The following is a 26429-nucleotide window of genomic DNA, read 5'->3' on the forward strand; positions in this document are numbered from 1 at the left end:
TTACCGGGCCGAAGCGAGTTGAGAGAAGGCGGTGCCGAACCACTGCTGCACGCCATGCATCGTTGCGGCAGAAGTGTCCAGGAACGGTTGCGGGTACACGCCGATGAAGATCAGCAACACCGCAAGGCCGAGCACCATGATCAGTTCGCGCGCATCCATCCCTTGCAGGACGGTGTCGGACTTGGCCGGGCCGAAGTAGGCGCGGTGGATCATGATCAGCGAGTACACCGAACCGAACACCAGGCCGGAGGTAGCAATGGCGCTGATCCATGGCGTCTGCACGAAGGCCCCCATCAGGATCAGGAATTCGCCGATGAAGTTACCGGTCCCCGGCAAGCCCAGGGATGCAGCGGCGAAGAACAGGCTGATCGCCGGCAGATAAGCAATGCGCGACCACACGCCACCCATTTCACGCATGTCACGGGTGTGCAGGCGCTCGTACAACTGACCACTGAGGATAAACAGGGCAGCGGCCGAAACACCGTGGGCCAACATCTGGATCACCGCGCCTTGCAGCGCCAGCTGGCTGCCAGAGTAGATGCCGATCAGTACGAAACCCATGTGGGAAACGGACGAGAAGGCAATCAGGCGCTTGATGTCGGTTTGCGCGAAGGCCAGGAACGCACCGTAGAAGATCCCGATCAGACCCAGGGTCATGGCGATCGGCGCGAACTCGGCCGAGGCATTCGGGAACAGCGGCAGGGCGAAACGCAGCAGGCCGTAGGCCGCCGTCTTCAACAGGATACCGGCCAGGTCCACGGAACCGGCAGTCGGCGCCTGGGCGTGAGCGTCAGGCAACCAGGAGTGAAACGGCACCACTGGCAGCTTCACCGCGAAGGCGATGAAGAAGCCGAGCATCAGGATGTACTCGGTGGTCAGCGACATCTTGGTTTTCAACAGGTCGGCGTAGTTGAACGTAATCACGCCGGTGCTGTTGAAGTTGACCAGGACCAGGCCCAGGATCGCCACCAACATGATCAGGCCGGAAGCCTGGGTGAAGATGAAGAACTTGGTCGCCGCGTAGATCCGGGTTTTCTTGCCGTCCGAAGAACTGTGACCCCAGAGCGCGATGAGGAAGTACATCGGCACCAGCATCATTTCCCAGAAGAAGAAGAACATGAACAGGTCCAGCGCCAGGAACACGCCGACCACGCCGCCCAGGATCCACATCAGGTTCAGGTGGAAGAAGCCCACGTGACGCTGGATCTCTTTCCAGGAGCAGAGTACCGAGAGGATACCCAGCAGGCCGGTCAGCAGGATCATCAACAGCGACAGGCCGTCGAGGGCCAGGTGCACATTGATGCCGAAGCGCTGGATCCACACGTGCTTGAATTCAAGCGCGAAGGTCGGATCGACACCCGGTGCCGGAGCGAATGAATAGTCACCATGGGCCCACAGCCAGAGGCCGAGTGCGAGTTCCAGGGACATGGTCAGCAACGCAATCCAGCGGGGGAGGGTGGCGCCGAAGCGTTCACCCATCCAGCAGAGCAGGCCGCCGATAAAGGGGATCAGGATTAGCCAGGGCAGAATCATGACGGGCTCGTTTCCTTTCGCAAGTTTGCAAAGTACGCAGTGCACTTAAACATAGTCAGACCGCTACCACGACGATGGCGCCGATCACCAGCACGGCACCGGCCGCCATGGACGCTGCATACCAACGCAGTTGGCCAGTCTCGCTGCGGCTCAGGGCGGTGTGACCGGCCTTGGCGGCGCGCGGGATCAAACCGATGGTCTGGTCGAGTGGGTCTTTGCGCAGTACATGGCTGATGGCGAGGTATGGCTTGACGAACAGTTTGTCGTAGAGCCAATCGAAGCCCCAGGCAGCGAACCACCAGGCCGACAGGAAGCGCCCGATGCCACTGTTGGCCACGGCGGTCACGAAGCGACGCTTGCCGAGGAACAGCAGGGCGGCCAGCAGGATACCGGCGATGGCAATGGCGCCCGAGGCGATTTCCAGGCTGTGCTTGTCTGCGCCGCCGGCATGGCCGACGCTTTCTGGCAATACGCCGGCCAGTGGTGGAGTGATCATGGCGCCGATGAAGGTCGACAGGATGATCAGCACCGACAGTGGCAGCCAGTGGGAGATGCCATGGCCTGCGTGTGCTTCGGTCTTGGCTTCACCGTGGAAGGTGATGAAGATCAGACGGAAGGTGTACAGCGAGGTCATGAACGCACCCACCAAGCCTGCGTAGAGCAGGTTCTGGTTACCGCTGGCAAACGCTTCCCAGAGGATTTCGTCCTTGGAGTAGAAACCGGCGGTCACCAACGGCAGGGCTGCGAGTGCGGCACCACCGACGATGAAGCTGGCGTAGGCCAGTGGCAGTTTCTTCCACAGGCCGCCCATCTTGAAGATGTTCTGCTCGTGGTGGCAGGCGACGATCACCGCACCGGAGGCGAGGAACAGCAACGCCTTGAAGAACGCGTGGGTCATCAGGTGGAAGATCGCCGCGTCCCAGGCGCCAACGCCCAGGGCCAGGAACATGTAGCCGATCTGGCTCATGGTCGAGTAGGCGAGGATACGCTTGATGTCGGTCTGTACCAGGGCAGCAAAACCGGCCAGTACCAGGGTCACGCCACCGACGATACCTACAAGATGCAGGATGTCCGGCGCCAGGGTGAACAGGCCGTGGGTACGGGCGATCAGGTAGACACCGGCGGTCACCATGGTGGCGGCGTGGATCAGTGCCGATACCGGGGTAGGGCCGGCCATCGCATCCGCCAGCCAGGTTTGCAGCGGCAGTTGCGCGGATTTACCCACGGCGCCGCCCAGCAGCATCAGGGTCGCCAGGGTGATCCAGAAGTCGCCGACCTGGAATTTCTGCGGTGCCAGCACCAGCAGTTCCTGGATGTTCAGCGTGCCCACCTGTTGGAACAGGATGAACAGGCCAATGGCCATGAACACGTCGCCGATACGGGTGACGATAAATGCCTTGAGTGCCGCATTGCCGTTGTTGCGGTTGCTGTAGTAGAAACCGATCAACAGGTACGAGCACAGGCCCACGCCTTCCCAGCCGAAGTACAGGAACAACAGGTTATCGCCGAGCACCAGGAACAACATGCTGGCGATAAACAGGTTGGTGTACGAGAAGAAGCGCGAGTAGCCCGCTTCACCGCGCATGTACCAAGACGCGAACAGGTGGATCAAAAAGCCTACACCGACCACCACGCCGAGCATGGTGATCGACAGGCCGTCGACGTAGAGGGCGAAGTTGGGCTTGAAGCCTTCCACCGACATCCACTGCCACAGCACCAGGGTGTAGTGACCGCCTTCTGGCGGCGCCACGTTGAATTGCCAGATGACGTAGGCGGCCACGATGGCCGACAGGCCGATGGAACCCACGCCGATCAAGGCCGAGAGGTTTTCCGACCAGCGCCCGCGAGAGAACGACAGCAGCAGGAAACCGATCAGGGGGAATACGAAAGTCAGAAAGATCATGTTCATCCGCGCATCTCACTGGCAGCGTCGATATCAAGCGTGTGGAAGCGACGATACAGCTGCAGCAGGATCGCCAGGCCAATACTGGCTTCGGCGGCTGCAAGGCTGATCACCAGGATGAACATGACTTGTCCATCCGGCTGGCCCCAACGTGCGCCCGCCACGATGAACGCCAGTGCCGCGGCGTTCATCATGATTTCCAGGCTCATCAACACGAACAGAATGTTACGGCGCACCATCAGGCCGACCAGGCCAAGGCAGAACAGGATGCCGGCGACCGCCAGACCATGCTCCAAAGGGATAGCAGGCATCGTCATTGCTCCTTGGCTTCGTTGCGGCCCAAGTGGAAGGCGGTGATGGCTGCGGCGAGCAGCAGCATCGAAGCCAGTTCGACCACCAGCAGGTACGGGCCGAACAGGCTGATGCCCACGGCTTTGGCGTCTACGGTGGTGTGGCCGATGGCCTGGCCGCTCTGGTGAGCGAACAGTACATACAGCAGTTCACCCAGCAGCAATGCTGCGAGGACAACCGGGCCGAGCCAGATGCCGGGCTTGAGCCAGACGCGCTCCTGGGCGACCGAAGCCGGCCCCAGGTTGAGCATCATCACCACAAACACGAACAGCACCATGATGGCGCCGGCGTAGGCGATCACTTCCAGTACACCGGCGAACGGTGCGCCGAGGCTGAAAAAGGTCATGGCCACGGCGATCAACGAAATGATCAGGTAGAGCAGGGCGTGCACGGGGTTGGTGTTGGTGATCACGCGAAGCGTGGACACCACTGCAATACCCGATGCGAAATAGAAAGCGAATTCCATCTTTCTTCCTTAAGGCAGCAAGCTCTTCACGTTGATCGGCTCGGCTTCGTTTTGTGCGGCGCCCTTCGGCTTACCGGCAACGGCCATACCTGCAACACGATAGAAGTTGTAATCAGGGTTTTTACCGGGACCAGAGATCAGCAGATCTTCTTTCTCGTACACCAGGTCCTGACGTTTGAACTCGGCCATCTCGAAATCCGGTGTGAGCTGGATCGCGGTGGTCGGGCAAGCTTCCTCGCAGAGGCCGCAGAAAATGCAGCGCGAGAAGTTGATACGGAAGAAGTCCGGGTACCAGCGACCGTCTTCGGTTTCAGCTTTCTGCAGGGAGATGCAACCCACCGGGCACGCCACGGCGCACAGGTTGCAGGCTACGCAACGCTCTTCGCCATCGGGGTCGCGGGTCAGTACGATGCGGCCGCGATAGCGCGGCGGCAGGTACACCGCTTCTTCGGGGTATTGCAGGGTGTCGCGTTTGCGAAAGCCGTGACCGAACACCATCACCAGGCTTCGCAACTGGGTACCGGTACCCTTAACGATGTCGCCAATATATTTGAACATGGGTCAAATCCTCACTGAACCGCGGCAGCTGGCGTGTTCAACAACACGACGGCAGCCGTCACCAGCAAATTGATCAGGGTCAGCGGCAGGCAGAATCTCCAGCTGAAATCCATCACCTGGTCATAGCGTGGGCGCGGAATCGAGGCGCGCAGCAGGATGAACAGCATGATGAAGAACGCGGTCTTCAAGAAGAACCAGAAGAAGGCCAACTGCGGCAGGATGCCGAACGGACCGTGCCAGCCGCCGAAGAACAGCGTGACCAGCAGGGCCGAGATCAAGATGATGCCGATGTACTCACCGACGAAGAACATGCCCCACTTCATGCCGGCATATTCAATGTGGTAACCGTCGGCCAGTTCCTGCTCCGCTTCCGGCTGGTCGAACGGGTGACGGTGAGTCACGGCCACGCCAGCGATGAAGAAGGTGCAGAAGCCAAAGAACTGCGGAATGATGAACCACAGGTTCTGTGCCTGGTACTCGACGATATCGCGCATGTTGAACGAGCCGACCTGCACCACGATGCCCATCAGGGCCAGGCCCATGAACACTTCGTAGGACACGGTCTGGGCCGAGGCCCGCAAGCTGCCCAGCAGGGCGAACTTGTTGTTACTGGCCCAACCGGCGAACAGCACCGCATACACCGACAGACCGGCCATGGCGAAGAAGAACAGCAAGCCGATGTTCAGGTCCGCCACGCCCCAGGTCGGGGTGATCGGGATGATCGCGAAGGCAATCAGCAAGGCGCTCATGGCTACCACCGGTGCCAGGGTGAAGATCACCTTGTCGGCGAACGGCGGGGTCCAGTCTTCCTTGAAGAACATTTTCAGCATGTCGGCCGCGATCTGGAACATGCCGAATGGGCCAACGCGGTTCGGACCGTAACGGTCCTGCCACCAGCCCAGCAGGCGACGTTCGACGAAGCTGAGCAGCGCGCCCGCGACGACCACGGCCAACAGGATCACGATGGCCTTGACCACCGAGATGATCACGTCAATTACTTCCGGCGTGAACCAAGTCATTGCGCTGCCTCCTGCAGACCGTCAACGGTTTTGCCGAAAATGGCAGGCGGAATACCGGCGATGCCTTTAGGCAGTGCAACCAGGCCGGCACCCAGCTCGTCATTGATACGCAGCGGCAGACGCAAGGTCTGGCCGGCGACGTTGAGGCTGAGCAGCGCGCCGTCGTTGACGCCCAGGCGGTCGGCTTCGGACTTGGCCACGGACACGTAAGCGGCAGGAATGCGCTCTTGAACCGGCGCGGCCTTGGAAGAGGTTTCTTCGCTGCCGAACAGGTGGAAGAACGGCACGACCTGCCAGGTACCCGGAGCCGGGTTGAACGGACGCGGTACCGCAGTGAACCAGTTCAGCGCGTCACCGGTGCTTTCGATCAGGCGGGTGCCCGGGTCGCCAGCACGGATGTGACCACCGACTTCATCCTGGAACTTGTTCCAGGCCTGCGGCGAGTTCCAGCCCGGCGACCAGGCAAACGGCACCTGCTGACGCGGCTCGGCCGAGCCCGAGTAACCTTCCATGGAGAAGGCGAACGCAGTGTCGATGTCTTGCGGGGTACGCGGTTCGTGCACGCTGATGTCGGCGCGCATGGCGGTACGACCGGAGTAGCGCAGCGGTTCACGGGCCAGTTTCAGGCCCTTGATACGGAACGCGGCAGACGGCGCGGCATCGACAATACGAGCCAGCTGCGGCGCGCTGGCGGCGGTGGCAGCGGTCACGTGGTCGAGCTGGGTCCAGTCGATCGGCTGGTTCAGCAGGGTCGCGCGCAGGGCGTGCAGCCAGCGCCAGCCTTCGTGCACCAGGATGCTGGCATCCATGTACTTCGGATCGAACACCTGGAAGAAGCGCTGGGCGCGGCCTTCCTGGCTGACCAGGGTACCGTCGCCTTCGGCGAAGGTGGCGGCTGGCAGCACCAGGTCGGCACGCTCGCTGGTGGCGGTCTTCTGGTGGTCGGCCACGATCAGGACTTTGGCAGCGTCCAGCGCAGCGTCAACCTTGGCGGCAGCGGTGCGGGTGTACAGGTCGTTTTCCAATACCACAATGGCGTCGGCGCTGCCGTCGGTCACTGCTTGCAGGGCGGCGTCCAGGGACTCGCCACCGAGCATGGCCAGGCCCAGGCTGTTGGCTTCCGGCACCACCAGGCTGATGGAGCCGTTCTTGTCGCGCAGCTTCAGGGCTTTGGCGATGTTGGCAGCGGCTTCGATCAGCGCCTTGGAACCCAGGGAGGTGCCGGCGATGATCAATGGGCGCTTGGCCGCCAGCAGTGCGTCGGCAATGCGCTGGGCCAGTTCGACGGCTTCGGTGTCCAGACCATCGACGGCAGGCGCGCTGGCGTCGAGGGCGTGGGCCACGGCGAAACCGAGGCGGGCCAGGTCGTCCGGTGCGGCGTGCACGCATTCTTCGGCGATGTCGTCGAGCTTGGTTTCAGCCAGCGAGGCGATAAACAGCGGGTTCAGCGCGTGCTGACCGATGTTTTTCACCGCGGCGTCGAGCCACGGCTGTACGCGCATGGCGTCGGCCATTTCTTCGGCCTTGCCTTTGACCGACTGGCGCAGCGACAGGGCAATGCGCGCAGCGGTCTGGGTCAGGTCTTCACCGAGCACGAAGATCGCATCGTGGTCTTCGATGTCGCGCATGTTCGGTACTGGCAGCGGGCTGTCATTCAGCACTTGCAGGACCAGGCGGATGCGCTCCAGCTCGCCGGCTTCGATACCGCAGTAGAAGTGCTCGGCACCGACCAGCTCGCGCAACGCGAAGTTGCTTTCGAGGCTGGCACGCGGCGAACCGATACCGACGATATTGCGCCCGCGCAGCAGGTCGGCGGCTTTATCCAGCGCGGCGTCCAGGCTCAGCTTGGCGCCATCGGCCAGCAGCGGCTGGCGTGGGCGGTCTTCGCGGTTGACGTAGCCATAGCCGAAACGGCCACGGTCGCACAGGAAGTACTGGTTGACCGAACCGTTGAAGCGGTTTTCGATGCGACGCAGTTCGCCGTAGCGCTCGCCCGGGGAGATGTTGCAACCGCTGGAGCAGCCATGGCAGATGCTCGGCGCAAATTGCATGTCCCACTTACGGTTGTAGCGCTCGGAGTGAGTCTTGTCGGTAAACACACCGGTCGGGCAGACCTCGGTGAGGTTGCCGGAAAACTCGCTCTCAAGCACGCCGTCTTCAACGCGACCGAAGTACACGTTGTCGTGGGCGCCGAAGACGCCCAGGTCGGTGCCGCCGGCGTAGTCTTTATAGAAGCGCACGCAGCGGTAGCAGGCGATGCAGCGGTTCATTTCGTGGGAAATGAACGGGCCGAGGTCCTGGTTCTGGTGGGTACGCTTGGTGAAGCGATAACGGCGCTCGTTGTGGCCGGTCATCACCGTCATGTCTTGCAGGTGGCAGTGACCGCCTTCCTCACAGACCGGGCAGTCGTGGGGGTGGTTGGTCATCAGCCATTCGACAACGCTGGCGCGGAACGCCTTGGACTCTTCATCGTCGATGGAGATCCAGGTGTTGTCGGTGGCTGGGGTCATGCAGGACATGACGATACGACCACGGGTGTCGTTCTCGTCGGTGTATTGCTTGACCGCACACTGGCGACAGGCACCGACGCTACCGAGCGCGGGGTGCCAGCAGAAATACGGAATATCGAGGCCGAGTGACAGACACGCCTGTAACAGGTTGTCCGCCCCATCGACTTCGAGCGCTTTGCCGTCTACGTGGATAGTGGCCATGGTTCAAAGTTCTTCGTTGGCCCGTTGTCAGCGGGCGTGGCTAATGGAATCTTGTTATTCATGTGCATCTACACAGCCTTTACGGCGTCAGCACATGAGCAGGCGAAGGGCACGGACCCTTCGCCTGTTTAAGCGTTACGCGCCGACTACGATCGGCTTCGCCAGAGGCGGGACGGCGGCGCTGGTGGGCGCGATGCCGGCTTCGAACTCCGAGCGGAAGTATTTGATTGCGCTGCCCAATGGCTCTACGGCGCCCGGTGCGTGAGCACAGAAGGTCTTGCCTGGGCCGAGGAAGCCGACCAGGCCCAGCAGGGTTTCGATATCACCCTCGCGGCCTTCGCCGTTTTCCAGGGCCATCAGCAGCTTGACGCTCCACGGCAGGCCGTCGCGGCATGGGGTGCAGAAGCCGCAGGATTCACGGGCAAAGAACTGCTCCATGTTGCGCAGCAGCGAGACCATGTTCACGGTGTTGTCGACCGCCATTGCCAGGCCGGTACCCATCCGGGTGCCCACCTTGCCGATGCCGCCGGCATACATTTGTGCGTCCAGGTGCTCAGGAAGCAGGAAACCGGTGCCGGCGCCGCCTGGCTGCCAGGCTTTCAAGGTGTAGCCGTCGCGCATACCGCCGGCGTAGTCCTCGAACAGCTCGCGTGCGGTCACGCCGAACGGCAGCTCCCACAGACCCGGGTTCTTGACCTTGCCGGAGAAGCCCATGAGCTTGGTGCCCATGTCTTCGCTGCCCTCGCGAGCCAACGATTTGTACCAGTCCACGCCGTCGGCGATGATCGCCGGCACGTTGCACAGGGTCTCGACGTTGTTCACGCAGGTCGGCTTGCCCCACACGCCTACGGCGGCGGGGAAGGGCGGCTTGGAGCGCGGGTTGGCGCGGCGACCTTCGAGGGAGTTGATCAGTGCGGTTTCTTCACCACAGATATAACGCCCGGCGCCGGTGTGCACGAACAGTTCGAAGTCGAAGCCGGAACCGAGGATGTTCTTGCCCAGCAGGCCCGCGGCCTTGGCTTCTGCCACTGCACGGTTGAGGTGCTTGGCGGCGGTGGTGTACTCGCCACGCAGGAAGATGTAGCCACGGTAGGTCTTGAGCGCACGGGCGCTGATCAACATGCCTTCGATCAGCAGATGGGGCAGTTGCTCCATCAGCATGCGGTCTTTCCAAGTGTTGGGCTCCATCTCATCCGCGTTGCACAGCAGGTAGCGGATGTTGATGGATTCGTCCTTGGGCATCAGGCCCCACTTCACACCCGTGGGGAAGCCTGCGCCGCCGCGGCCCTTGAGGCCGGCGTCCTTCACGGTCTGGACGATATCGTCCTGGGCCATATCGGCGAAGGCTTTGCGCGCTGCGGCGTAACCGTTCTTGGCCTGGTATTCGTCAAGCCATACCGGCTCGCCGTCGTCACGCAGGCGCCAGGTCAGCGGGTGGGTCTCGGCCGAACGCTTGATCAGGTTGGCCGGGCCGAAGGAAGTCAGGGTCATGGGTAGCCCTCGAGCAATTGGGTCACGCCAGCAGGCTGTACGTCACCGAATGTGTCGTCGTCGATCATCAACGCCGGCGCCTTGTCGCAGTTGCCCAGGCAGCACACCGGCAGCAGCGTGAAGCGGCCGTCGGCGGTGGTCTGGCCGAGGCCGATGCCGAGCTTGGCCTGGATTTCGCTGACCACGGACTCATGGCCGCCGATGTAGCAGACCATGCTGTCGCACACGCGAATGATGTGACGGCCGACTGGCTGACGGAAGATCTGGCTGTAGAACGTCGCCACGCCTTCAACGTCGCTGGCGGGGATGCCGAGGATCTCGCCGATGGCGTAGAGGGCGCCGTCGGGCACCCAGCCACGTTCCTTCTGGACGATCTTCAAGGCTTCGATCGACGCCGCGCGCGGGTCTTCGTAGTGATGCAGCTCGTGCTCGATGGCCGAGCGCTCGGTTTCACTGAGGGTGAAACGGTCTGTCTGGATAAGCGTGCTGTTCATGCTTAGCGGTCCACGTCGGCCATAACGAAATCGATACTACCCAGGTACGCAATCAAGTCCGCGACCATCTCGCCTTTGATCACCGAAGGGATCTGCTGCAAGTGGGCAAAACTTGGGGTACGAATCCGGGTGCGGTAGCTCATGGTGCCGCCATCGCTCGTCAGGTAATAACTGTTGATACCCTTGGTCGCTTCGATCATCTGGAAGGATTCGTTGGCCGGCATGACCGGGCCCCACGAAACTTGCAGGAAGTGCGTGATCAGGGTTTCGATGTGCTGCAGCGTGCGCTCTTTGGGCGGCGGCGTGGTCAGCGGGTGATCCGCCTTGTACGGGCCGGCCGGCATGTTGCGCATGCACTGCTCGATGATCTTCAGGCTCTGGCGCATTTCTTCGACGCGCACGATGCAACGGTCGTAGGCATCGCCATTGGCCGCCAGCGGTACTTCGAACTCGAAGTTCTCGTAGCCGGAGTACGGGCGCGCCTTGCGCAGGTCGAAGTCGCAACCGGTGGAACGCAGGCCGGCACCGGTGACGCCCCATTCCAGGGCCTCTTTGGTGTTGTACTGGGCGACGCCGATGGTACGACCCTTGAGGATGCTGTTGTCCAGCGCGGCTTTCTGGTACTCGTCCAGACGCTTGGGCATCCAGTCGATGAACTCCTTGACCAGGCGCTCCCAGCCGTTCGGCAGGTCGTGGGCCACGCCGCCGATGCGGTACCAGGCCGGGTGCAGGCGGAAACCGGTGATGGCTTCGATGACCTTGTAGGCGCGCTGACGGTCGGTGAAAGTGAAGAACACCGGGGTCATGGCGCCGACGTCCTGGATATAGGTACCCAGGAACAGCAGGTGGCTGGTGATGCGGAAGAACTCGGCCATCATGATGCGGATGGTGTCGACGCGGTCCGGCACTTTAATGCCGGCCAGCTTCTCGACCGAGAGCACGTACGGCAGGTTGTTCATCACGCCGCCGAGGTAGTCGATACGGTCGGTGTACGGGATGAAGCTGTGCCAGGACTGACGCTCGGCCATCTTCTCGGCGCCACGGTGGTGGTAGCCGATGTCCGGGACGCAGTCGACGATTTCTTCGCCGTCCAGTTGCAGGATGATACGGAAGGCACCGTGAGCCGAAGGGTGGTTCGGGCCCAGGTTGAGGAACATGTAATCCTCGTTGGTGCCGGAGCGTTTCATGCCCCAGTCTTCCGGACGGAAGCGCGCCGCTTCTTCTTCAAGCTGCTGCTTGGCGAGGTTGAGGCTGTACGGGTCGAATTCGGTGGCGCGGGCAGGGAAGTCCTTGCGCAGCGGGTGACCTTCCCAGGTCGGCGGCATCATGATGCGCGTCAGGTGCGGGTGGCCGGGGAAGTCGATGCCGAACATGTCCCAGACTTCACGCTCGTACCAGCTGGCGTTCGGCCAGATACCGGTGACGGTCGGGATGCTCAGGTCGCTCTCGCTCAGGGCGACCTTGATCATCACGTCACTGTTACGTTCCAGCGACATCAAATGGTAGAAGACGGTGAAATCGGCGCCGCTCGGCAGCCCCTGGCGCTTGGTGCGCAGTCGCTCGTCCACGCCATGCAGGTCATAGAGCATGACGTACGGCTTGGGCAGGTTGCGCAGGAAGGTCAGGACTTCGACGAGCCTGGCGCGCGCCACCCACAGCACCGGCATACCGGTGCGTGTGGCCTGGGCGGTGAAGGCGTCAGGGCCAAAACGGTTATTGAGTTCGACAACCACATCCTGGTCGTCTGCCTTGTAAGGCGGGATATACAGAGCACTGCCTGTAGTCATGGTTTTTTATCGCTTTCGGTCAACGTAAAGAATGAAGCCAGGTTTTCGTTCTATATAAAGAAGCGGGCTGGATCAGACTTCGTCGGGGCTGCGCAGGTTGGTGACTGCGATTCGCTGTTCGCGGCGCTGTTCCTTCTGGGACGGCATCTCGGCGCGGTACACGCCTTGATCACCGACGACCCAGGACAGCGGGCGACGCTCCTTGCCAATCGATTCCTGCAACAGCATCAAGCCTTGCAGGAATGCTTCGGGGCGGGGCGGGCAGCCAGGCACGTAGACGTCCACGGGCAGGAACTTGTCCACCCCTTGAACGACCGAGTAGATGTCGTACATGCCACCGGAGTTGGCGCACGAACCCATGGAGATGACCCACTTCGGTTCGAGCATTTGCTCATAGAGACGCTGGATGATCGGCGCCATCTTGATGAAGCAGGTACCGGCGATAACCATGAAATCCGCCTGGCGCGGTGATGCCCGGATAACTTCGGCGCCAAAGCGGGCGATGTCATGGGGTGCCGTGAAGGCGGTGGTCATTTCCACGTAGCAGCACGAAAGGCCGAAGTTGTACGGCCACAGGGAGTTTTTACGCCCCCAGTTGACCGCGCCACTCAGCACGTCTTCCAGCTTGCCCATGTAGATGTTTTTGTGGACTTGGTCTTCTAACGGGTCGGAAACGGTTTCCCGTTCGCCGATGGGGTACTGCTCGTTAGGAGCATCCGGGTCGATCCTGGTGAGATTGTATTGCATTGCCAAAGCCTCATTGTTTCAGCTTCGCCTGCCGCTTGCGACGAGCTTCCGGAGCCCAGTCAAGGGCGCCCACTCGGAACAGGTAGACAAGACCTGCCAACAGAATTGCTATGAAAACGAGAGCTTCGACGAATCCGGTCCAGCCGCTTTCGCGGACGGACACAGACCATGCAAAGAGAAAGAGGGCTTCGATATCGAAGATCACGAAGAGCATCGCGACCAGATAGAATTTGGCTGAGAGCCGCAAGCGGGCGCCACCTGTAGGTAGCATGCCGGACTCGAACGGTTCGTTTTTGCTGCGGCCCCAGGCTTTTGACCCGAGTAGGCTGGAGACGCCAAGCATGAAGGCGCAGAGGCCCACTACACCGAGGAGGAAAATGGCAAAGCCCCAGTTGTGGGCCATGAGTCCTGTCGCGTCGGTCATGCTGGAAATCCTTAACAGAGAGCAAAGGTCTCTGAGCTCGAAAAAGTAACGATGCAGTGACGATATGTCGCACTGCAATCAATCGCGGTGATTTTATGGCTAAACACCGGGCAAGTAAAATTCCCAGGGCGAAATTATTCGGTGGAATAAGCACATAGTGCACCTTCTTGGGGCTGTAGCCCTTGTACCGTGGGCATTAGCGGGCTTTTCATCAATTATGTTTTGTTTAAGCTGCAACGAAGTTTTCAGGCGCCAAATGATAATGAATATTGTTTGCGTGGGGTTTAAGCGATTGTTTCTCATGTGGCGGGGGAAGTTGCCATTACTTGCTTGAGTGTCGCTTAGTTGTCGCAACGGTTCTTTTAACCGATTGGATGTGTGCGAATACCGCTCTGGATCAATGTTTTGCGCAAAATTCCTTGTGGGAGGGGGCTTGCTTCCGATAGCTGAGTATCAGCCAACCCAGCTGTTGCTGATCCACCGCTATCGGGAGCAAGCCCCCTCCCACATTTGGTCCGCAGTGCATCGGTAGGTTTTGTGCAGGCAAAAAAACGCCCCGAACCAGTCGGGGCGTGATTGTTGTGCGGCACTGCAGTTAGGTCTTCCCTGGGGCCGCAGTGGCCGTGTACACGTTACTTAGTGGAACTGCTCTTCTTCGGTCGAACCGGTCAGCGCGGTCACGGACGAGGTGCCGCCCTGGATCACGGTGGTCATGTCGTCGAAGTAGCCGGTGCCCACTTCCTGCTGGTGCGCCACGAAGGTGTAGCCTTTGGCGGCGTCAGCGAATTCCTGCTCTTGCAGCTTCACGTAGGCAGTCATGTCGTTGCGGGCGTAGTCGTGCGCCAGGTTGAACATGCTGTGCCACATGTTGTGAATGCCGGCCAGGGTGATGAACTGGTGCTTGTAGCCCATGGCCGACAGCTCGCGCTGGAACTTGGCGATGGTCGCGTCGTCCAGGTTCTTCTTCCAGTTGAAGGAAGGCGAGCAGTTGTAGGACAGTAGTTGGTCCGGGTATTCCTTCTTGATCGCTTCGGCGAAACGACGGGCTTCGTCCAGGTCCGGCTTGGCGGTTTCGCACCAGATCAGGTCGGCGTAAGGAGCGTAGGCCAGGCCGCGGGCGATCGCCTGGTCCAGGCCGGCGCGTACTTTATAGAAGCCTTCCTGAGTGCGTTCGCCAGTGACGAACGGCTGGTCGTACGGGTCGCAGTCCGAGGTCAGCAAGTCTGCCGCGTTGGCGTCGGTACGGGCCAGGATGATGGTCGGAGTACCGGCAACGTCAGCGGCCAGGCGAGCGGCGGTCAGCTTCTGTACAGCTTCCTGGGTTGGTACCAGTACCTTGCCACCCATGTGGCCGCATTTTTTCACCGAAGCAAGCTGGTCTTCGAAGTGCACGCCGGCAGCGCCTGCCTCGATCATGCTCTTCATCAGCTCGTAGGCGTTGAGTACGCCGCCGAAACCGGCTTCGGCGTCAGCCACGATTGGCGCGAAGTAGTCGATGTAGCCTTCGTCACCCGGGTTCTTGCCGGCTTTCCACTGGATCTGGTCGGCACGACGGAACGAGTTGTTGATGCGCTTGACCACGGTTGGAACCGAGTCCACCGGGTACAGCGACTGGTCGGGGTACATGGATTCAGCGGAGTTGTTGTCCGCTGCCACTTGCCAGCCGGACAGGTAGATCGCCTGGATACCGGCTTTTACCTGTTGGACTGCCTGGCCGCCAGTGAGGGCGCCCATGCAGTTGACGAAATCTTTGTCGGGACGGAAGGACGGCTTGGCACCTTGGGTGACCAGGTTCCACAGCTTCTCGGCGCCGAGTTTTGCAAAGGTGTGCTCAGGTTGGACCGAGCCACGCAGGCGGACGACGTCAGCAGCGGAATAAGCGCGGGTCACGCCTTTCCAGCGTGGGTTTTCAGCCCAATCTTTTTCAAGGGCTGCAATTTGCTGTTCGCGTGTCAGTGCCATGGGGAAAAACCTCGTCGCATAGGTCTAGGTGGAAAATTCCATTTGCCAGCCACGTAGAAAGTGCGTGGTGATGGCTGCTCGCTGACCAGAAGCTTGGGTGTTCAAGTCAAGTTCGGCGGGGTAGGCGACGGGATGAACGATTGGCTCAAGGCGGAGTTGAGCAGGTAAGGGCAAACTGCAAACGGTCTTCGGGCGTCGTGGGCCTTTGTACGATTCATCAGTGCGTAGCCGGGTTACCTGGTTAGCTTCCGTCCCTCGGGACAACTTCGTTCCAGTCGCAACCTCGTCCAACGTGCCTTGTGGGCGGTACAGACACGAATCGGCTCAGGTGGGTAACTTGGAGCGGCGATCCGAAGGCCCTTGCCAGGGCCCCTGATTAGCGGGAGCGAGGCCATCATGCCCATGCTTTTTTGGATCGTCAAATGTTTTGTAGTGCTTTTTTCAAGGCACTACATCTTTGGTCTAATACGACTCGCCAGTCAGTTTTTGGTGCTTCAGTTCAGGGTGTCGACCTTGACCCGCACCGTCAGGTCATCGCGGCCCTGAGTAGAGTAGCTGCGGGTTGTAGAAGATTTGTCGGCCTGGGTTTCGCCATTGATGCCTGCCAGGGTAATCCATTCGCCCAAGCGTCCGCTGACGGTTGTGTCGGTGCTCTGCACGTTCACTACATCAGGACGTTCCTGGCTCATACGGTCACGGTTGGTACTGATAGCCAGGTGTACGGTCTCGCCGGTGACGCTGGCGGTGACGTAAAAGCCCTGGGTGACGTTGCGATACTGGGTCTGGTTCTGCAGGCGGCCATAGCCATCCTGGTGCGTGGTGGTCAGCGGTACGCTCTGGCCGATCTGAATAAGCGCCGGCACGCCTTCGCTGGCCTGGATCTGCTGGATGCCGCCATCGCGGCTGACGGTGCCATAGCTGATGATGCGGGTCTGGCTGTCGCCGCTGTTCTGCTGGTTGGTTTCGTTGGTGTCGACGGTGATCAGCAGGCGCTTGGCCGGCGTGTCCAGTTGGGAGAGCAGGGTACGCAAGCCCTCGATCTTCGCAGGGTCGGCGTTAACGATAAGCTGGTTGCCGTAGGCGCTGACGGTGCCGTCCTTGCCGATGAAGTTCTGCGCCACGGGCAGTAGGTCGGCACTGGTGCGGTTGCTCAGGTTGACGACCTCGGTGGCAGCCATGGCCGAAACACTGGCGGTCAGGAGCAGGGCGGTGAGCAGGGTGCGTAGGGACATGTCCGTTATCTCTGCGAGTCATTTGGCTTGATAGTGCCAGTTTGTCGGCCTGGCGGGGCGCAAGTTGAATCGTAGACGGCAAAATGCCCTGGCAGGCAGGGCATTTTGAGGTGTTGCTGATATGGCTTGCTCCCGATATAGGCGACTCGGTCTTGAGTCAGCCCCCGCGCACCATATCCACATGCGGAATCCCGACTTCAAGAAACTCATCGCTGACGATCTTGAAACCCAACCGCTCATAAAACGGCGCCGCATACACCTGCGCACTGAGGAACTGCCGGGTCTGGCCGCGCTTTTCAGCCACTCCAATCACCGCTTCCATCAGCTTGTCGCCCACCTTCAGCCCGCGCCAGTCCTTGAGCACCGACACGCGACCAATCTCGCCGCTGGGCAGCAGGCGTGCGGTACCAATCGGAAAGTCGCCTTCGAATGCGAGGAAATGCATGGCGCCAGCGTCGTCCGCATCCCACTCGAGCTCGGCTGGAACCGATTGCTCGGCGATAAATACCGCTTCACGAATGCGCCGAATCTCGTCGATATCCTTTCGCCAGTCCGCGACACTTACGTGAATCTTATTCATCCGCGAACCCCAGGCTGCCTTGCTTGACCAGTTCGCACAGCAGGTCGCGGCCGTCTTCGTCGGCCAGCCATACGCTGAGGTTTTCGCTGTGCAGTGCGTCGGCCGAGCACACCAGCTTCAGCAGTTCACGCAGCTTGCCGGGCAGGTAACGGCTCTGGCCACTGGCAAACAGCAATACATCGTCGTCGACTTCAGACCAGGCCAGGCGCGCGCTTGGGTTGCGTACCAGAATCGCGCCATCTTGCAGGCTGTTGATGAAGTCTTCTTCGCCCAGCTCTTCACCAGCGACCAGTTCCGGGTAGCGCGGCTCGGTCATGAACTGGCCGAACCAGGTCAGCAACATGCGCTCGTCGCTCATGTGCTCAGCCAGCAGACCCTTGAGGCGATCCAGAGCGTCGACCTGAATCTGGTGTGGGTCGCTGACCGGCTGGGCGTCGGCGTCGGTGTAGCGCTCTTCGTCAGTCAGGTACTGGCTGAGGAAGTCGGTGAAGTGGGTCAGCACTTCGGCGGCGCTCGGGGCGCGGAAACCCACCGAGTAGGTCATGCAATCGTCTTCGGCAATGCCGAAGTGCGCCAGGCGCGGTGGCAGGTAGAGCATGTCGCCTGGCTCCAGCACCCATTCGGCGCTTTCTTCGAATTCGGCGAGGATGCGCAGGTCAGCGTGTTGCAGCAGCGGGCTTTCGGAGCTGCACATCTGGCCGATCTTCCAGTTGCGCTTGCCCTGGGCTTGCAGCAGGAACACATCGTAGTTATCGAAGTGCGGACCGACGCTGCCGCCGGGCGCGGCGAAGCTGATCATCACATCGTCGATACGCCAGCTTGGCAGGAAACGGAAGTGCTCCAGCAGTTCGGCGACTTCCGGCACGAACTGGTCGACCGCCTGCACCAGCAGGGTCCACTCACGCTCTGGCAGGGCGCTGAAGGCATCTTCGGCGAATGGGCCGCGACGCAGTTCCCACGGGCGCTCGCCGTGTTCGATCACCAGGCGCGATTCGACTTCTTCTTCCAGGGCCAGGCCTGCCAGTTCGTCGGCGTCGATCGGGCTTTCGAAGTCAGGGATGGCCTGACGGATCAGCAGGGGTTTCTTCTGCCAGTAGTCGCGCAGGAATTCCCGTGCCGTGATGCCGCCCAGAAGTTGAAGAGGGATATCAGGATTCATGTGTAACCTATTGAAAAAAAGCACTTTTAAGACTGGAATAAAAACGCCCGGCGCGGCCGGGCGTCTCAAGGGTCTTGCGGTAATCAGATGCGCTTGGCTTGCTCTACAGCGTTACCGATGTAGTTGGCCGGGGTCAGCAGTTTCAGCTCGGCCTTGGCGGCAGCTGGCATGTCCAGGCCCTCGATGAAAGTCTGCAGCGCTTCAGAGGTGATCCCCTTGCCGCGTGTCAGTTCTTTGAGTTTTTCGTACGGGTTTTCGATGTTGTAGCGACGCATCACGGTCTGGATCGGCTCGGCCAGGACTTCCCAGCATGCATCCAGGTCAGCGGCGATTTTCTGCTCGTTGAGCTCAAGCTTGCTGATGCCTTTGAGGCTGGCTTCGTACGCGATCACGCTGTGGGCAAAGCCGACGCCGAGGTTGCGCAGTACGGTGGAGTCGGTCAGGTCACGCTGCCAGCGAGAGATCGGCAACTTGCTGGCCAGGTGCTGGAACAGCGCGTTGGCGATGCCGAGGTTGCCTTCGGAGTTCTCGAAGTCGATCGGGTTGACCTTGTGCGGCATGGTCGACGAGCCGATTTCACCGGCAATGGTGCGCTGCTTGAAGTAGCCCAGGGAGATGTAGCCCCAGATATCGCGATCGAAGTCGATCAGGATGGTGTTGAAGCGCGCAATCGCGTCGAACAGCTCGGCAATGTAGTCGTGGGGTTCGATCTGCGTGGTGTAAGGGTTGAAACCCAGGCCCAGTTCGTCTTCGATGAAGGCGCGGGCGTTGGCTTCCCAGTCGATCTCGGGGTAGGCCGACAGGTGGGCGTTGTAGTTGCCCACGGCGCCGTTGATCTTGCCCAGCAATGGCACGGCGGCCACTTGAGCGATCTGGCGCTCCAGGCGGTACACCACGTTGGCCAGCTCTTTGCCCAGGGTGGTCGGCGAAGCCGGCTGGCCGTGGGTGCGCGAGAGCATCGGCACATCAGCGAAACGGATCGCCAGTTCACGGATAGCGTTGGCGGTCTGGCGCATCAGCGGCAGCATCACGTCATCACGGCCTTCGCGCAGCATCAGGGCGTGGGACAGGTTGTTGATGTCCTCGCTGGTGCAGGCAAAGTGGATGAATTCGCTGACTTGGGCCAGTTCCGGCAGCTTGGCCGCTTGCTCTTTGAGCAGGTACTCGATGGCTTTGACGTCGTGGTTGGTGGTGCGCTCGATCTCTTTCACACGCTCGGCGTGCTCCAGGGAGAAGTTTTCCGCCAGGGTGTTCAATACAGCGTTGGCCTCGGCGGAAAACGCCGGCACTTCGCCGATGGCAGGGTGAGCGGCCAGGCGCTGGAGCCAGCGCACTTCAACCAGTACACGCGCACGGATCAAACCGTATTCGCTGAAAATAGGGCGCAGGGCCTGGGTTTTGCCGGCGTAGCGGCCGTCAACAGGGGAAACCGCAGTGAGCGAAGAGAGCTGCATGGGGTGTTCTCGGACAGTCGGGCAACGAAATGGGGCGCGTATCATACATGAAAAAATCCGCCGGTCCGTTGCCAACTGACCGGCGTATTACGCGTAACGGCTTGAAAATGGCCTGCTGATGCGACTTATTCGTTGCGCATCAACGGGTAAAGCTCTTTAAGCAATTTGCGTCGGCTGATCACCAGTTGCCAGCGATGTCCGCCCAACTGCCGCCACAACCGCGCCGAACGAATGCCGGCCAGGAGCAGCGCGCGGATCTTCGAGGCGTTATTGGGTTGCTGCAGGTTGCGCATGTCGCCGTGCACCTGGATGCGCTGGCGCAAGGTGCTCAAGGTGTCCTGGTAAAGCGCCCCGCAGGCCGCGATTACGTTCTCGTGGGCCGGGCCGAAGTGCTCAACCTGGGACTGGATTTGCGGCAGGCGCTTGCCGATGGTTTCCAGCAGGTCGTCGCGCTTGGCTAGCTGCCGTTCCAGGCCGAGCATCGACAGGGCGTAGCGCAACGGCTCGCGCTGCAGGGTGCTTGGGTCGCGTTCGAGGGCGCCGATCAGGGCGCGATAACCTTCGCGCAGGCTCAGGTCGTCGCCGCCGTACACGTCCAGGGTATCCTTCGGATCAACCACCAGCAGGCTGCCGAGCATGCACGTCAGGCCGGCCTCGGTCACCTGGCCGGTCTTGGCGATCTTGTCCACCAGGACTGCCGCGAGGAAGACCCCGCCCAGCGCCGTCAATTGCTCCTGGGTCGGGCTCATGCCGGATGGCTCCAGGCTTGCGCAACTTCAATCACGCCGCCGCCCAGGCAGATTTCGCCGTCGTAGAACACCACGGATTGGCCTGGGGTGACCGCACGTTGCGGGTCGTCGAAGGTCGCGCGGTAACCTGTGGCGGTTTTTTCCAGGGTGCACGGCTGGTCGCTCTGGCGATAGCGCACTTTGGCGGTCAGGCGGCGTGGCGTGCTCAGGTCGATCGGGTTGACCCAGTAGATCTCGGAAGCGAGCAGGGCGCCGGAGAACAGCAACGGATGTTCGTTGCCCTGGCCGACCACCAGCACGTTGTTTTCCAGATCCTTGACCAGCACGTACCAAGGCTCTTCACCTGCGTCTTTCAGGCCGCCGATGCCCAGGCCCTGGCGCTGGCCAATGGTGTGGTACATCAGGCCATGGTGACGGCCGATCACTTCGCCGTCAGTGGTCTTGATCTCGCCCGGCTGCGCCGGCAGGTACTGCTTGAGGAAATCGCTGAAGCGGCGCTCGCCGATAAAGCAGATCCCGGTGGAGTCTTTCTTCTTGGCGGTGGCCAGGCCGTGTTTCTCGGCGATCTTGCGCACTTCGGGCTTTTCCAGTTCGCCGACCGGGAACAGGGTCTTGGCAATCTGTTCACCGCCGACGGCGTGCAGGAAGTAGCTCTGGTCCTTGTTCGGGTCCAGGCCCTTGAGCAATTCGGTGCGGCCATCGATATCGCGACGGCGCACGTAGTGGCCCGTGGCAATCAGGTCGGCGCCAAGCATCATGGCGTAATCGAGGAACGCCTTGAACTTGATTTCGCGGTTGCACAGGATGTCCGGGTTCGGCGTGCGGCCGGCCTTGTATTCGGCCAGGAAGTGCTCGAACACGTTGTCCCAGTACTCGGCGGCGAAGTTGGCAGTGTGCAGCTTGATGCCGATCCTGTCGCACACGGCCTGGGCGTCCGCCAGGTCGTCCATGGCGGTGCAGTATTCGGTTCCATCGTCTTCTTCCCAGTTCTTCATGAACAGGCCTTCCACCTCATAACCCTGCTCCATGAGCAGAACGGCGGAAACGGAAGAATCCACGCCGCCGGACATACCGACGATGACGCGCTTCTTTTGTGTGTCAGAAGGGGCTGGATCACGCATAGGGTTTCAACGGGTGTCTTGAAAAAGGACGCGATTCTATCAGGCCCGAGCCGCTAAGGCTAAAGAGAAGGGCGGATCAATTCGAGACTGTGCCGGTGGCCGGCCAGATAATCATCGATACAGCGGATGATCAGCTCGCTGCGCCAGTCATCGCGCACGGTCATCAGCTCGTCACGGGTCAGCCAGCGGGCGCGCAGGATGCCTTCGTCGAGTTGATAGTCCGGGTGATGTTTCAGCGCCTTGGCGATAAAGCATACGCGCTGATAGGTCACGCCATTGCTCGGTGCGGTGTACAGGTAAATGCCGACGATGCCAGTGGGCTCGACATCCCAGCCGGTTTCTTCGAGGGTTTCACGCACCGCGGCCTCGGTGAGGGTTTCGTTCGGGTCCAGGTGGCCGGCGGGCTGGTTGAGCACGGCGCGGCCGCCCTTGAGTTCTTCAACCATCAGGAAGCGGCCGTTGTCTTCGACGATGGTGGCGACGGTGATGTGGGGGAGCCAGGTCATTGCAAACCTCGGTATCGGGAAGGTGACTCGGTCAATGTGGGAGCTGGCTTGCCTGTGATGGCGGTGGGTCAGCTGCACCTGTATGAACTGACAGACTGTAATCGCAGGCAAGCCAGCTCCCACATTTGATTGGGTTTCTTCAATGAAGTCCCTACAAACAGAAACCCCGGCACTGGGCCGGGGCTTCTTTGCATCCTTACAACCTTACTTCAACTTGGCAATCGCCGCATTGAGGGTGTTGCTTGGGCGCATGGCCTTGCTGGTCAGCTCGGGGTTCGGCGCGTAGTAGCCGCCGATGTTCACGGGCTTGCCCTGCACCGCGTTGAGCTCGGCAACGATGGTTGCTTCGTTCTCGGCCAGGGTTTTTGCCAGTTCGCCGAACTGCGCTTGCAGTGCAGCGTCTTCGGTCTGGGCGGCCAGGGCTTGGGCCCAGTACAGCGCCAGGTAGAAGTGGCTGCCGCGGTTGTCGATGTTGCCGACTTTGCGCGATGGCGACTTGTTGTTGTCCAGGAACTGGCCGGTAGCCTGGTCCAGGGTCTTGGACAGTACCAAGGCTTTGGGGTTGTTGTAGGTCACACCCAGGTGCTCAAGGGAAGCGGCAAGGGCCAGGAACTCGCCCAGGGAGTCCCAACGCAGGAAGTTTTCTTCCAGCAGCTGCTGAACGTGCTTGGGAGCCGAACCGCCAGCGCCGGTTTCGAACAGGCCGCCGCCGTTCATCAGCGGCACGATCGACAGCATCTTGGCGCTGGTGCCCAGTTCCATGATCGGGAACAGGTCGGTCAGGTAGTCGCGCAGCACGTTGCCGGTCACCGAAATGGTGTCCAGGCCCTTGCGGGTGCGCTCCAGGGTGAACTTCATCGCATCGACCGGGGCCATGATGCGGATGTCCAGGCCTTCGGTGTTGTGGTCTTTCAGGTACGCCTGAACTTTCTCGACCACTACGCCATCGTGAGCGCGCTTGGGGTCCAGCCAGAAAATGGCCGGGGTGTTGCTGGCGCGGGCACGGTTGACGGCGAGCTTGACCCAGTCCTGGATCGGCGCGTCTTTGGTCTGGCACATGCGGAAGATGTCGCCGGCCTCGACTTTCTGTTCCATCAGCAGGTTGCCCTGGCTGTCGGTGACGCGAACAACGCCGTCAGCCTTGATCTGGAAGGTCTTGTCGTGGGAGCCGTACTCTTCGGCTTTCTTGGCCATCAGGCCAACGTTTGGCACGCTGCCCATGGTGGTCGGGTCGAAGGCGCCATTGGCCTTGCAGTCTTCGATGACCGCCTGGTAGATGGTGGCGTAGCAGCGATCCGGGATCACAGCCTTGGTGTCGTGCAACTGGCCGTCGGTGCCCCACATCTTGCCGGAGTCACGGATCATGGCTGGCATCGAGGCGTCGACGATCACGTCGCTCGGCACGTGCAGGTTGGTGATGCCTTTGTCGGAGTTGACCATCGCCAGGGCAGGACGAGCGGCGTAGACGGCCTGGATGTCGGCTTCGATCTGCGCTTGCTGGTCGGCCGGCAGGGCCTTGATGCGGGCATACAGGTCGCCGATGCCGTTGTTCAGGTTGAAGCCGATCTGCTCAAGCACGGTAGCGTGCTTGGCCAGGGCATCTTTATAGAACTCGGCAACGATCTGGCCGAACATGATCGGGTCGGAGACCTTCATCATGGTGGCTTTGAGGTGAACCGACAGCAGCACGCCTTGCTTCTTGGCGTCTTCGATTTCAGCGGCGATGAAGCTGCGCAGGGCTTTCTTGCTCAGCACGGCGGTGTCGATGATCTCGCCGGCCTGGACGCTGGTCTTTTCTTTCAGGACGGTGGTGGTGCCGTCCTGAGCAACCAGCGCAATTTTGACAGCATCGGCGGCTTCGATCTGTACGGCTTTTTCGCTGCCGTAGAAGTCACCATTGCTCATGTGGGCAATGTGCGACTTGGAGTCGGCAGCCCAGGCGCCCATCTTGTGCGGGTGCTTGCGTGCGTAGTTCTTGACTGACAGCGGCGCGCGGCGGTCGGAGTTGCCTTCGCGCAGTACCGGGTTCACGGCGCTGCCCTTGACCTTGTCGTAACGTGCACGGGTTTCTTTTTCCGCGTCGGTGGTTACGGTTTCCGGGTAGTCCGGCAGGGCGTAGCCCTGGGCCTGCAGTTCCTTGATCGCGGCTTGCAGCTGCGGGGTCGAGGCACTGATGTTAGGCAGCTTGATGATGTTGGCTTCAGGGGTTACGGCCAGGTCGCCCAGTTCGGCGAGGTGGTCCGGGATAGCCTTGGTGCCCAGTTGCTCGGGGAAGCTTGCGAGGATGCGCCCTGCGAGGGAGATGTCGCGGGTTTCAACGGCAATATCAGCGGAAGCGGTGAAGGCCTCTACGATAGGCAACAGTGAATAGGTGGCGAGGGCTGGAGCTTCGTCGGTGAAGGTGTAGATGATCTTCGAGCGGGTGGGCATATTCGGATTAACTCTCTTCTTTGCTGAAAGCGTGCGCAGAAACTCGAGATGCGCCGGGTGGAGCGCGTTCGTTCAAAGTCATCCATGAGCGAAATGTCGAGGTTTCTTCGCGGTGATGTTGGGTTGCATCAGTCGAGCGTCAAGCGTTTGGACTATTGTAATAGTCCTGCTTTCTGGCTGAAGGCTACTGTCTAGAGCGGTCAACCGTCGTGACTCTTTGGTCAGCGGCGGCATTATACATAGGTCGCTATGCTTACGCAGAGCCTTCATACAAAAGGTGTGTCGTCCATTGGTCTAAAGGTCGCAGGGGCGGGGTTGTGCCGAAAGTTGAATGATGTGCTCAAGATTGGCACTTTTCCCTTTGCTTTCAGGCTTGTAGGCGACAATTTATGCTGTTTTCGATGCAAATGAGCATGGCGCGAGGTTTCGGTCGCCATTTATCTGGAGTAGGCTCGAACGCAGCCAGATGTTCAATCCATAGATGGAGTTCAGCATGGGATACAAGAAGATTCAGGTTCCGGCAGTCGGCGACAAAATCACCGTCAATGCAGACCATTCTCTCAATGTTCCTGACCAACCGATCATCCCCTATATCGAAGGTGACGGTATTGGCGTCGACATCAGCCCGGTGATGATCAAGGTAGTCGACGCAGCTGTTGAAAAGGCTTACGGCGGCAAGCGCAAAATCTCGTGGATGGAGGTGTATGCCGGTGAAAAGGCGACCCAGGTCTACGACCAGGACACCTGGTTGCCCCAGGAAACCCTGGACGCGGTCAAGGATTACGTGGTGTCCATCAAGGGCCCGCTGACCACGCCGGTCGGTGGTGGTATTCGCTCGCTGAACGTGGCTCTGCGTCAGCAGCTCGACCTGTATGTGTGTCTGCGCCCGGTGCGCTGGTTTGAAGGCGTGCCCAGCCCGGTCAAGAAGCCAGGCGATGTGGACATGACCATCTTCCGTGAGAACTCCGAGGATATTTACGCGGGTATCGAGTGGAAAGCCGGTTCGCCTGAGGCGATCAAGGTGATCAAGTTCCTCAAGGAGGAAATGGGCGTTACCAAGATCCGTTTCGACCAGGATTGCGGGATTGGCGTCAAGCCGGTGTCGAAAGAGGGTACCAAGCGCCTGGCGCGCAAGGCCCTGCAGTATGTAGTCGATAACGACCGCGACTCGCTGACCATCGTGCACAAAGGCAACATCATGAAGTTCACCGAAGGCGCCTTCAAGGAGTGGGCCTACGAAGTGGCGGCTGAAGAATTCGGCGCGACGCTGCTCGACGGCGGCCCGTGGATGCAGTTCAAGAACCCCAAGACCGGCAAGAATGTGGTGGTCAAGGATGCGATTGCCGATGCCATGCTCCAGCAGATCCTGCTGCGTCCGGCTGAGTATGACGTGATTGCCACGCTCAACCTCAATGGCGACTACTTGTCCGATGCCTTGGCGGCGGAGGTTGGTGGTATTGGTATTGCGCCGGGAGCCAACCTGTCGGACACCGTGGCGATGTTCGAAGCCACTCACGGTACTGCGCCCAAGTATGCGGGCAAGGACCAGGTCAACCCGGGTTCATTGATTCTGTCGGCAGAAATGATGCTGCGTCATATGGGCTGGGTCGAGGCGGCTGACTTGATCATCAAGGGCACCAATGGTGCGATTTCTGCCAAGACCGTGACCTATGACTTTGAGCGCCTGATGGATGGCGCTACGTTGGTGTCGTCGTCGGGCTTTGGTGATGCGCTGATCAAGCACATGTAAAC

At 60.5% G+C, this 26429-nt stretch carries 22 protein-coding genes; 1 reads left to right on the top strand and 21 read right to left on the bottom strand.

Going from position 1 to position 26429, the window contains the following annotated elements:
• The 21 genes from nuoM to TK42_RS14270 all read right to left on the bottom strand — a co-directional run bounded on the left by nuoM (position 1) and on the right by TK42_RS14270 (position 24677).
• Positions 1–1533 carry an NADH-quinone oxidoreductase subunit M gene (gene nuoM / locus TK42_RS14170; protein ID WP_103734497.1) on the bottom strand — a complete coding sequence of 511 codons (1533 nt, stop codon included), beginning with the start codon at positions 1531–1533 and terminating at the stop codon, positions 1–3.
• A gap of 55 nt (positions 1534–1588) precedes the next feature.
• Entirely contained in the window at positions 1589–3442 is a 1854-nt protein-coding gene (nuoL, locus tag TK42_RS14175) for an NADH-quinone oxidoreductase subunit L (RefSeq protein WP_046068643.1), read from the bottom strand.
• A complete protein-coding gene (nuoK, locus tag TK42_RS14180) occupies positions 3439–3747 on the bottom strand; it encodes an NADH-quinone oxidoreductase subunit NuoK (protein ID WP_003174727.1) in 309 nt (102 codons plus the stop codon). Before nuoK ends, nuoL begins: the two co-directional genes overlap by 4 nt.
• Positions 3748–3749: 2 nt before the next feature.
• Positions 3750–4253: an NADH-quinone oxidoreductase subunit J gene (nuoJ, locus tag TK42_RS14185; protein ID WP_003174726.1), complete on the bottom strand. Its 504-nt coding sequence runs from the start codon at positions 4251–4253 to the stop codon at positions 3750–3752.
• Positions 4254–4262: 9 nt separating this feature from the next.
• The gene (gene nuoI, locus TK42_RS14190) at positions 4263–4811 is read right to left on the bottom strand and encodes an NADH-quinone oxidoreductase subunit NuoI (protein ID WP_003174725.1); all 549 of its coding nucleotides are present in this window, start codon (positions 4809–4811) and stop codon (positions 4263–4265) included.
• Between the two features lie 11 nt (positions 4812–4822).
• Positions 4823–5830 carry an NADH-quinone oxidoreductase subunit NuoH gene (nuoH, locus tag TK42_RS14195; RefSeq protein ID WP_003192116.1) on the bottom strand — a complete coding sequence of 336 codons (1008 nt, stop codon included), beginning with the start codon at positions 5828–5830 and terminating at the stop codon, positions 4823–4825.
• Positions 5827–8541 (bottom strand): NADH-quinone oxidoreductase subunit NuoG, encoded by a 2715-nt coding sequence (gene nuoG, locus TK42_RS14200; RefSeq protein ID WP_103734498.1) that lies wholly within the window; start codon positions 8539–8541, stop codon positions 5827–5829. The genes nuoH and nuoG overlap by 4 nt, the downstream gene beginning before the upstream one ends.
• Before the next feature lie 135 nt (positions 8542–8676).
• Positions 8677–10032, bottom strand: a complete 1356-nt coding sequence (gene nuoF / locus TK42_RS14205) for an NADH-quinone oxidoreductase subunit NuoF (protein ID WP_005789119.1) — start codon at positions 10030–10032, stop codon at positions 8677–8679.
• Positions 10029–10526, bottom strand: coding sequence for an NADH-quinone oxidoreductase subunit NuoE (gene nuoE, locus TK42_RS14210; protein WP_003232080.1), 498 nt, complete (start codon positions 10524–10526; stop codon positions 10029–10031). The genes nuoF and nuoE overlap by 4 nt, the downstream gene beginning before the upstream one ends.
• Positions 10527–10528: 2 nt before the next feature.
• A complete protein-coding gene (nuoC, locus tag TK42_RS14215) occupies positions 10529–12313 on the bottom strand; it encodes an NADH-quinone oxidoreductase subunit C/D (RefSeq protein ID WP_005789116.1) in 1785 nt (594 codons plus the stop codon).
• Between the two features lie 72 nt (positions 12314–12385).
• Positions 12386–13060 (bottom strand): NADH-quinone oxidoreductase subunit B family protein, encoded by a 675-nt coding sequence (locus TK42_RS14220; protein WP_003174719.1) that lies wholly within the window; start codon positions 13058–13060, stop codon positions 12386–12388.
• Between the two features lie 10 nt (positions 13061–13070).
• Positions 13071–13484 carry an NADH-quinone oxidoreductase subunit A gene (locus TK42_RS14225; protein WP_003192109.1) on the bottom strand — a complete coding sequence of 138 codons (414 nt, stop codon included), beginning with the start codon at positions 13482–13484 and terminating at the stop codon, positions 13071–13073.
• Between the two features lie 636 nt (positions 13485–14120).
• Positions 14121–15446 carry an isocitrate lyase gene (aceA, locus tag TK42_RS14230; protein ID WP_003174717.1) on the bottom strand — a complete coding sequence of 442 codons (1326 nt, stop codon included), beginning with the start codon at positions 15444–15446 and terminating at the stop codon, positions 14121–14123.
• A gap of 494 nt (positions 15447–15940) precedes the next feature.
• Positions 15941–16678 (bottom strand): secretin N-terminal domain-containing protein, encoded by a 738-nt coding sequence (locus TK42_RS14235; RefSeq protein WP_032880618.1) that lies wholly within the window; start codon positions 16676–16678, stop codon positions 15941–15943.
• 157 nt (positions 16679–16835) lie between these two features.
• Positions 16836–17258 (bottom strand): GNAT family N-acetyltransferase, encoded by a 423-nt coding sequence (locus tag TK42_RS14240; RefSeq protein WP_032880619.1) that lies wholly within the window; start codon positions 17256–17258, stop codon positions 16836–16838.
• Positions 17251–18417 carry a cupin domain-containing protein gene (locus TK42_RS14245; RefSeq protein ID WP_005789108.1) on the bottom strand — a complete coding sequence of 389 codons (1167 nt, stop codon included), beginning with the start codon at positions 18415–18417 and terminating at the stop codon, positions 17251–17253. The genes TK42_RS14240 and TK42_RS14245 overlap by 8 nt, the downstream gene beginning before the upstream one ends.
• A gap of 83 nt (positions 18418–18500) precedes the next feature.
• Entirely contained in the window at positions 18501–19871 is a 1371-nt protein-coding gene (purB, locus tag TK42_RS14250; RefSeq protein ID WP_103734499.1) for an adenylosuccinate lyase, read from the bottom strand.
• 125 nt (positions 19872–19996) lie between these two features.
• A complete protein-coding gene (gene hflD, locus TK42_RS14255; RefSeq protein WP_005789104.1) occupies positions 19997–20620 on the bottom strand; it encodes a high frequency lysogenization protein HflD in 624 nt (207 codons plus the stop codon).
• Complete coding sequence (mnmA, locus tag TK42_RS14260) at positions 20617–21741, bottom strand: tRNA 2-thiouridine(34) synthase MnmA (protein WP_103734500.1); 1125 nt, start codon at positions 21739–21741, stop codon at positions 20617–20619. The genes hflD and mnmA overlap by 4 nt, the downstream gene beginning before the upstream one ends.
• 59 nt (positions 21742–21800) lie before the next feature.
• Positions 21801–22247 carry an NUDIX hydrolase gene (locus tag TK42_RS14265; RefSeq protein ID WP_032880622.1) on the bottom strand — a complete coding sequence of 149 codons (447 nt, stop codon included), beginning with the start codon at positions 22245–22247 and terminating at the stop codon, positions 21801–21803.
• 204 nt (positions 22248–22451) lie between these two features.
• Positions 22452–24677, bottom strand: a complete 2226-nt coding sequence (locus TK42_RS14270) for an NADP-dependent isocitrate dehydrogenase (protein ID WP_103734501.1) — start codon at positions 24675–24677, stop codon at positions 22452–22454.
• A gap of 493 nt (positions 24678–25170) precedes the next feature.
• Here TK42_RS14270 and icd point away from each other — a divergent pair, with 493 nt between their 5' ends.
• Positions 25171–26427 carry an NADP-dependent isocitrate dehydrogenase gene (gene icd, locus TK42_RS14275; RefSeq protein ID WP_005789095.1) on the top strand — a complete coding sequence of 419 codons (1257 nt, stop codon included), beginning with the start codon at positions 25171–25173 and terminating at the stop codon, positions 26425–26427.
• The last annotated feature ends 2 nt before the right edge of the window (positions 26428–26429 follow it).

This window comes from Pseudomonas sp. GZJR-8 (assembly GCF_002916705.1).
In the GTDB taxonomy this organism is placed as follows: domain Bacteria; phylum Pseudomonadota; class Gammaproteobacteria; order Pseudomonadales; family Pseudomonadaceae; genus Aquipseudomonas; species Aquipseudomonas synxantha_A.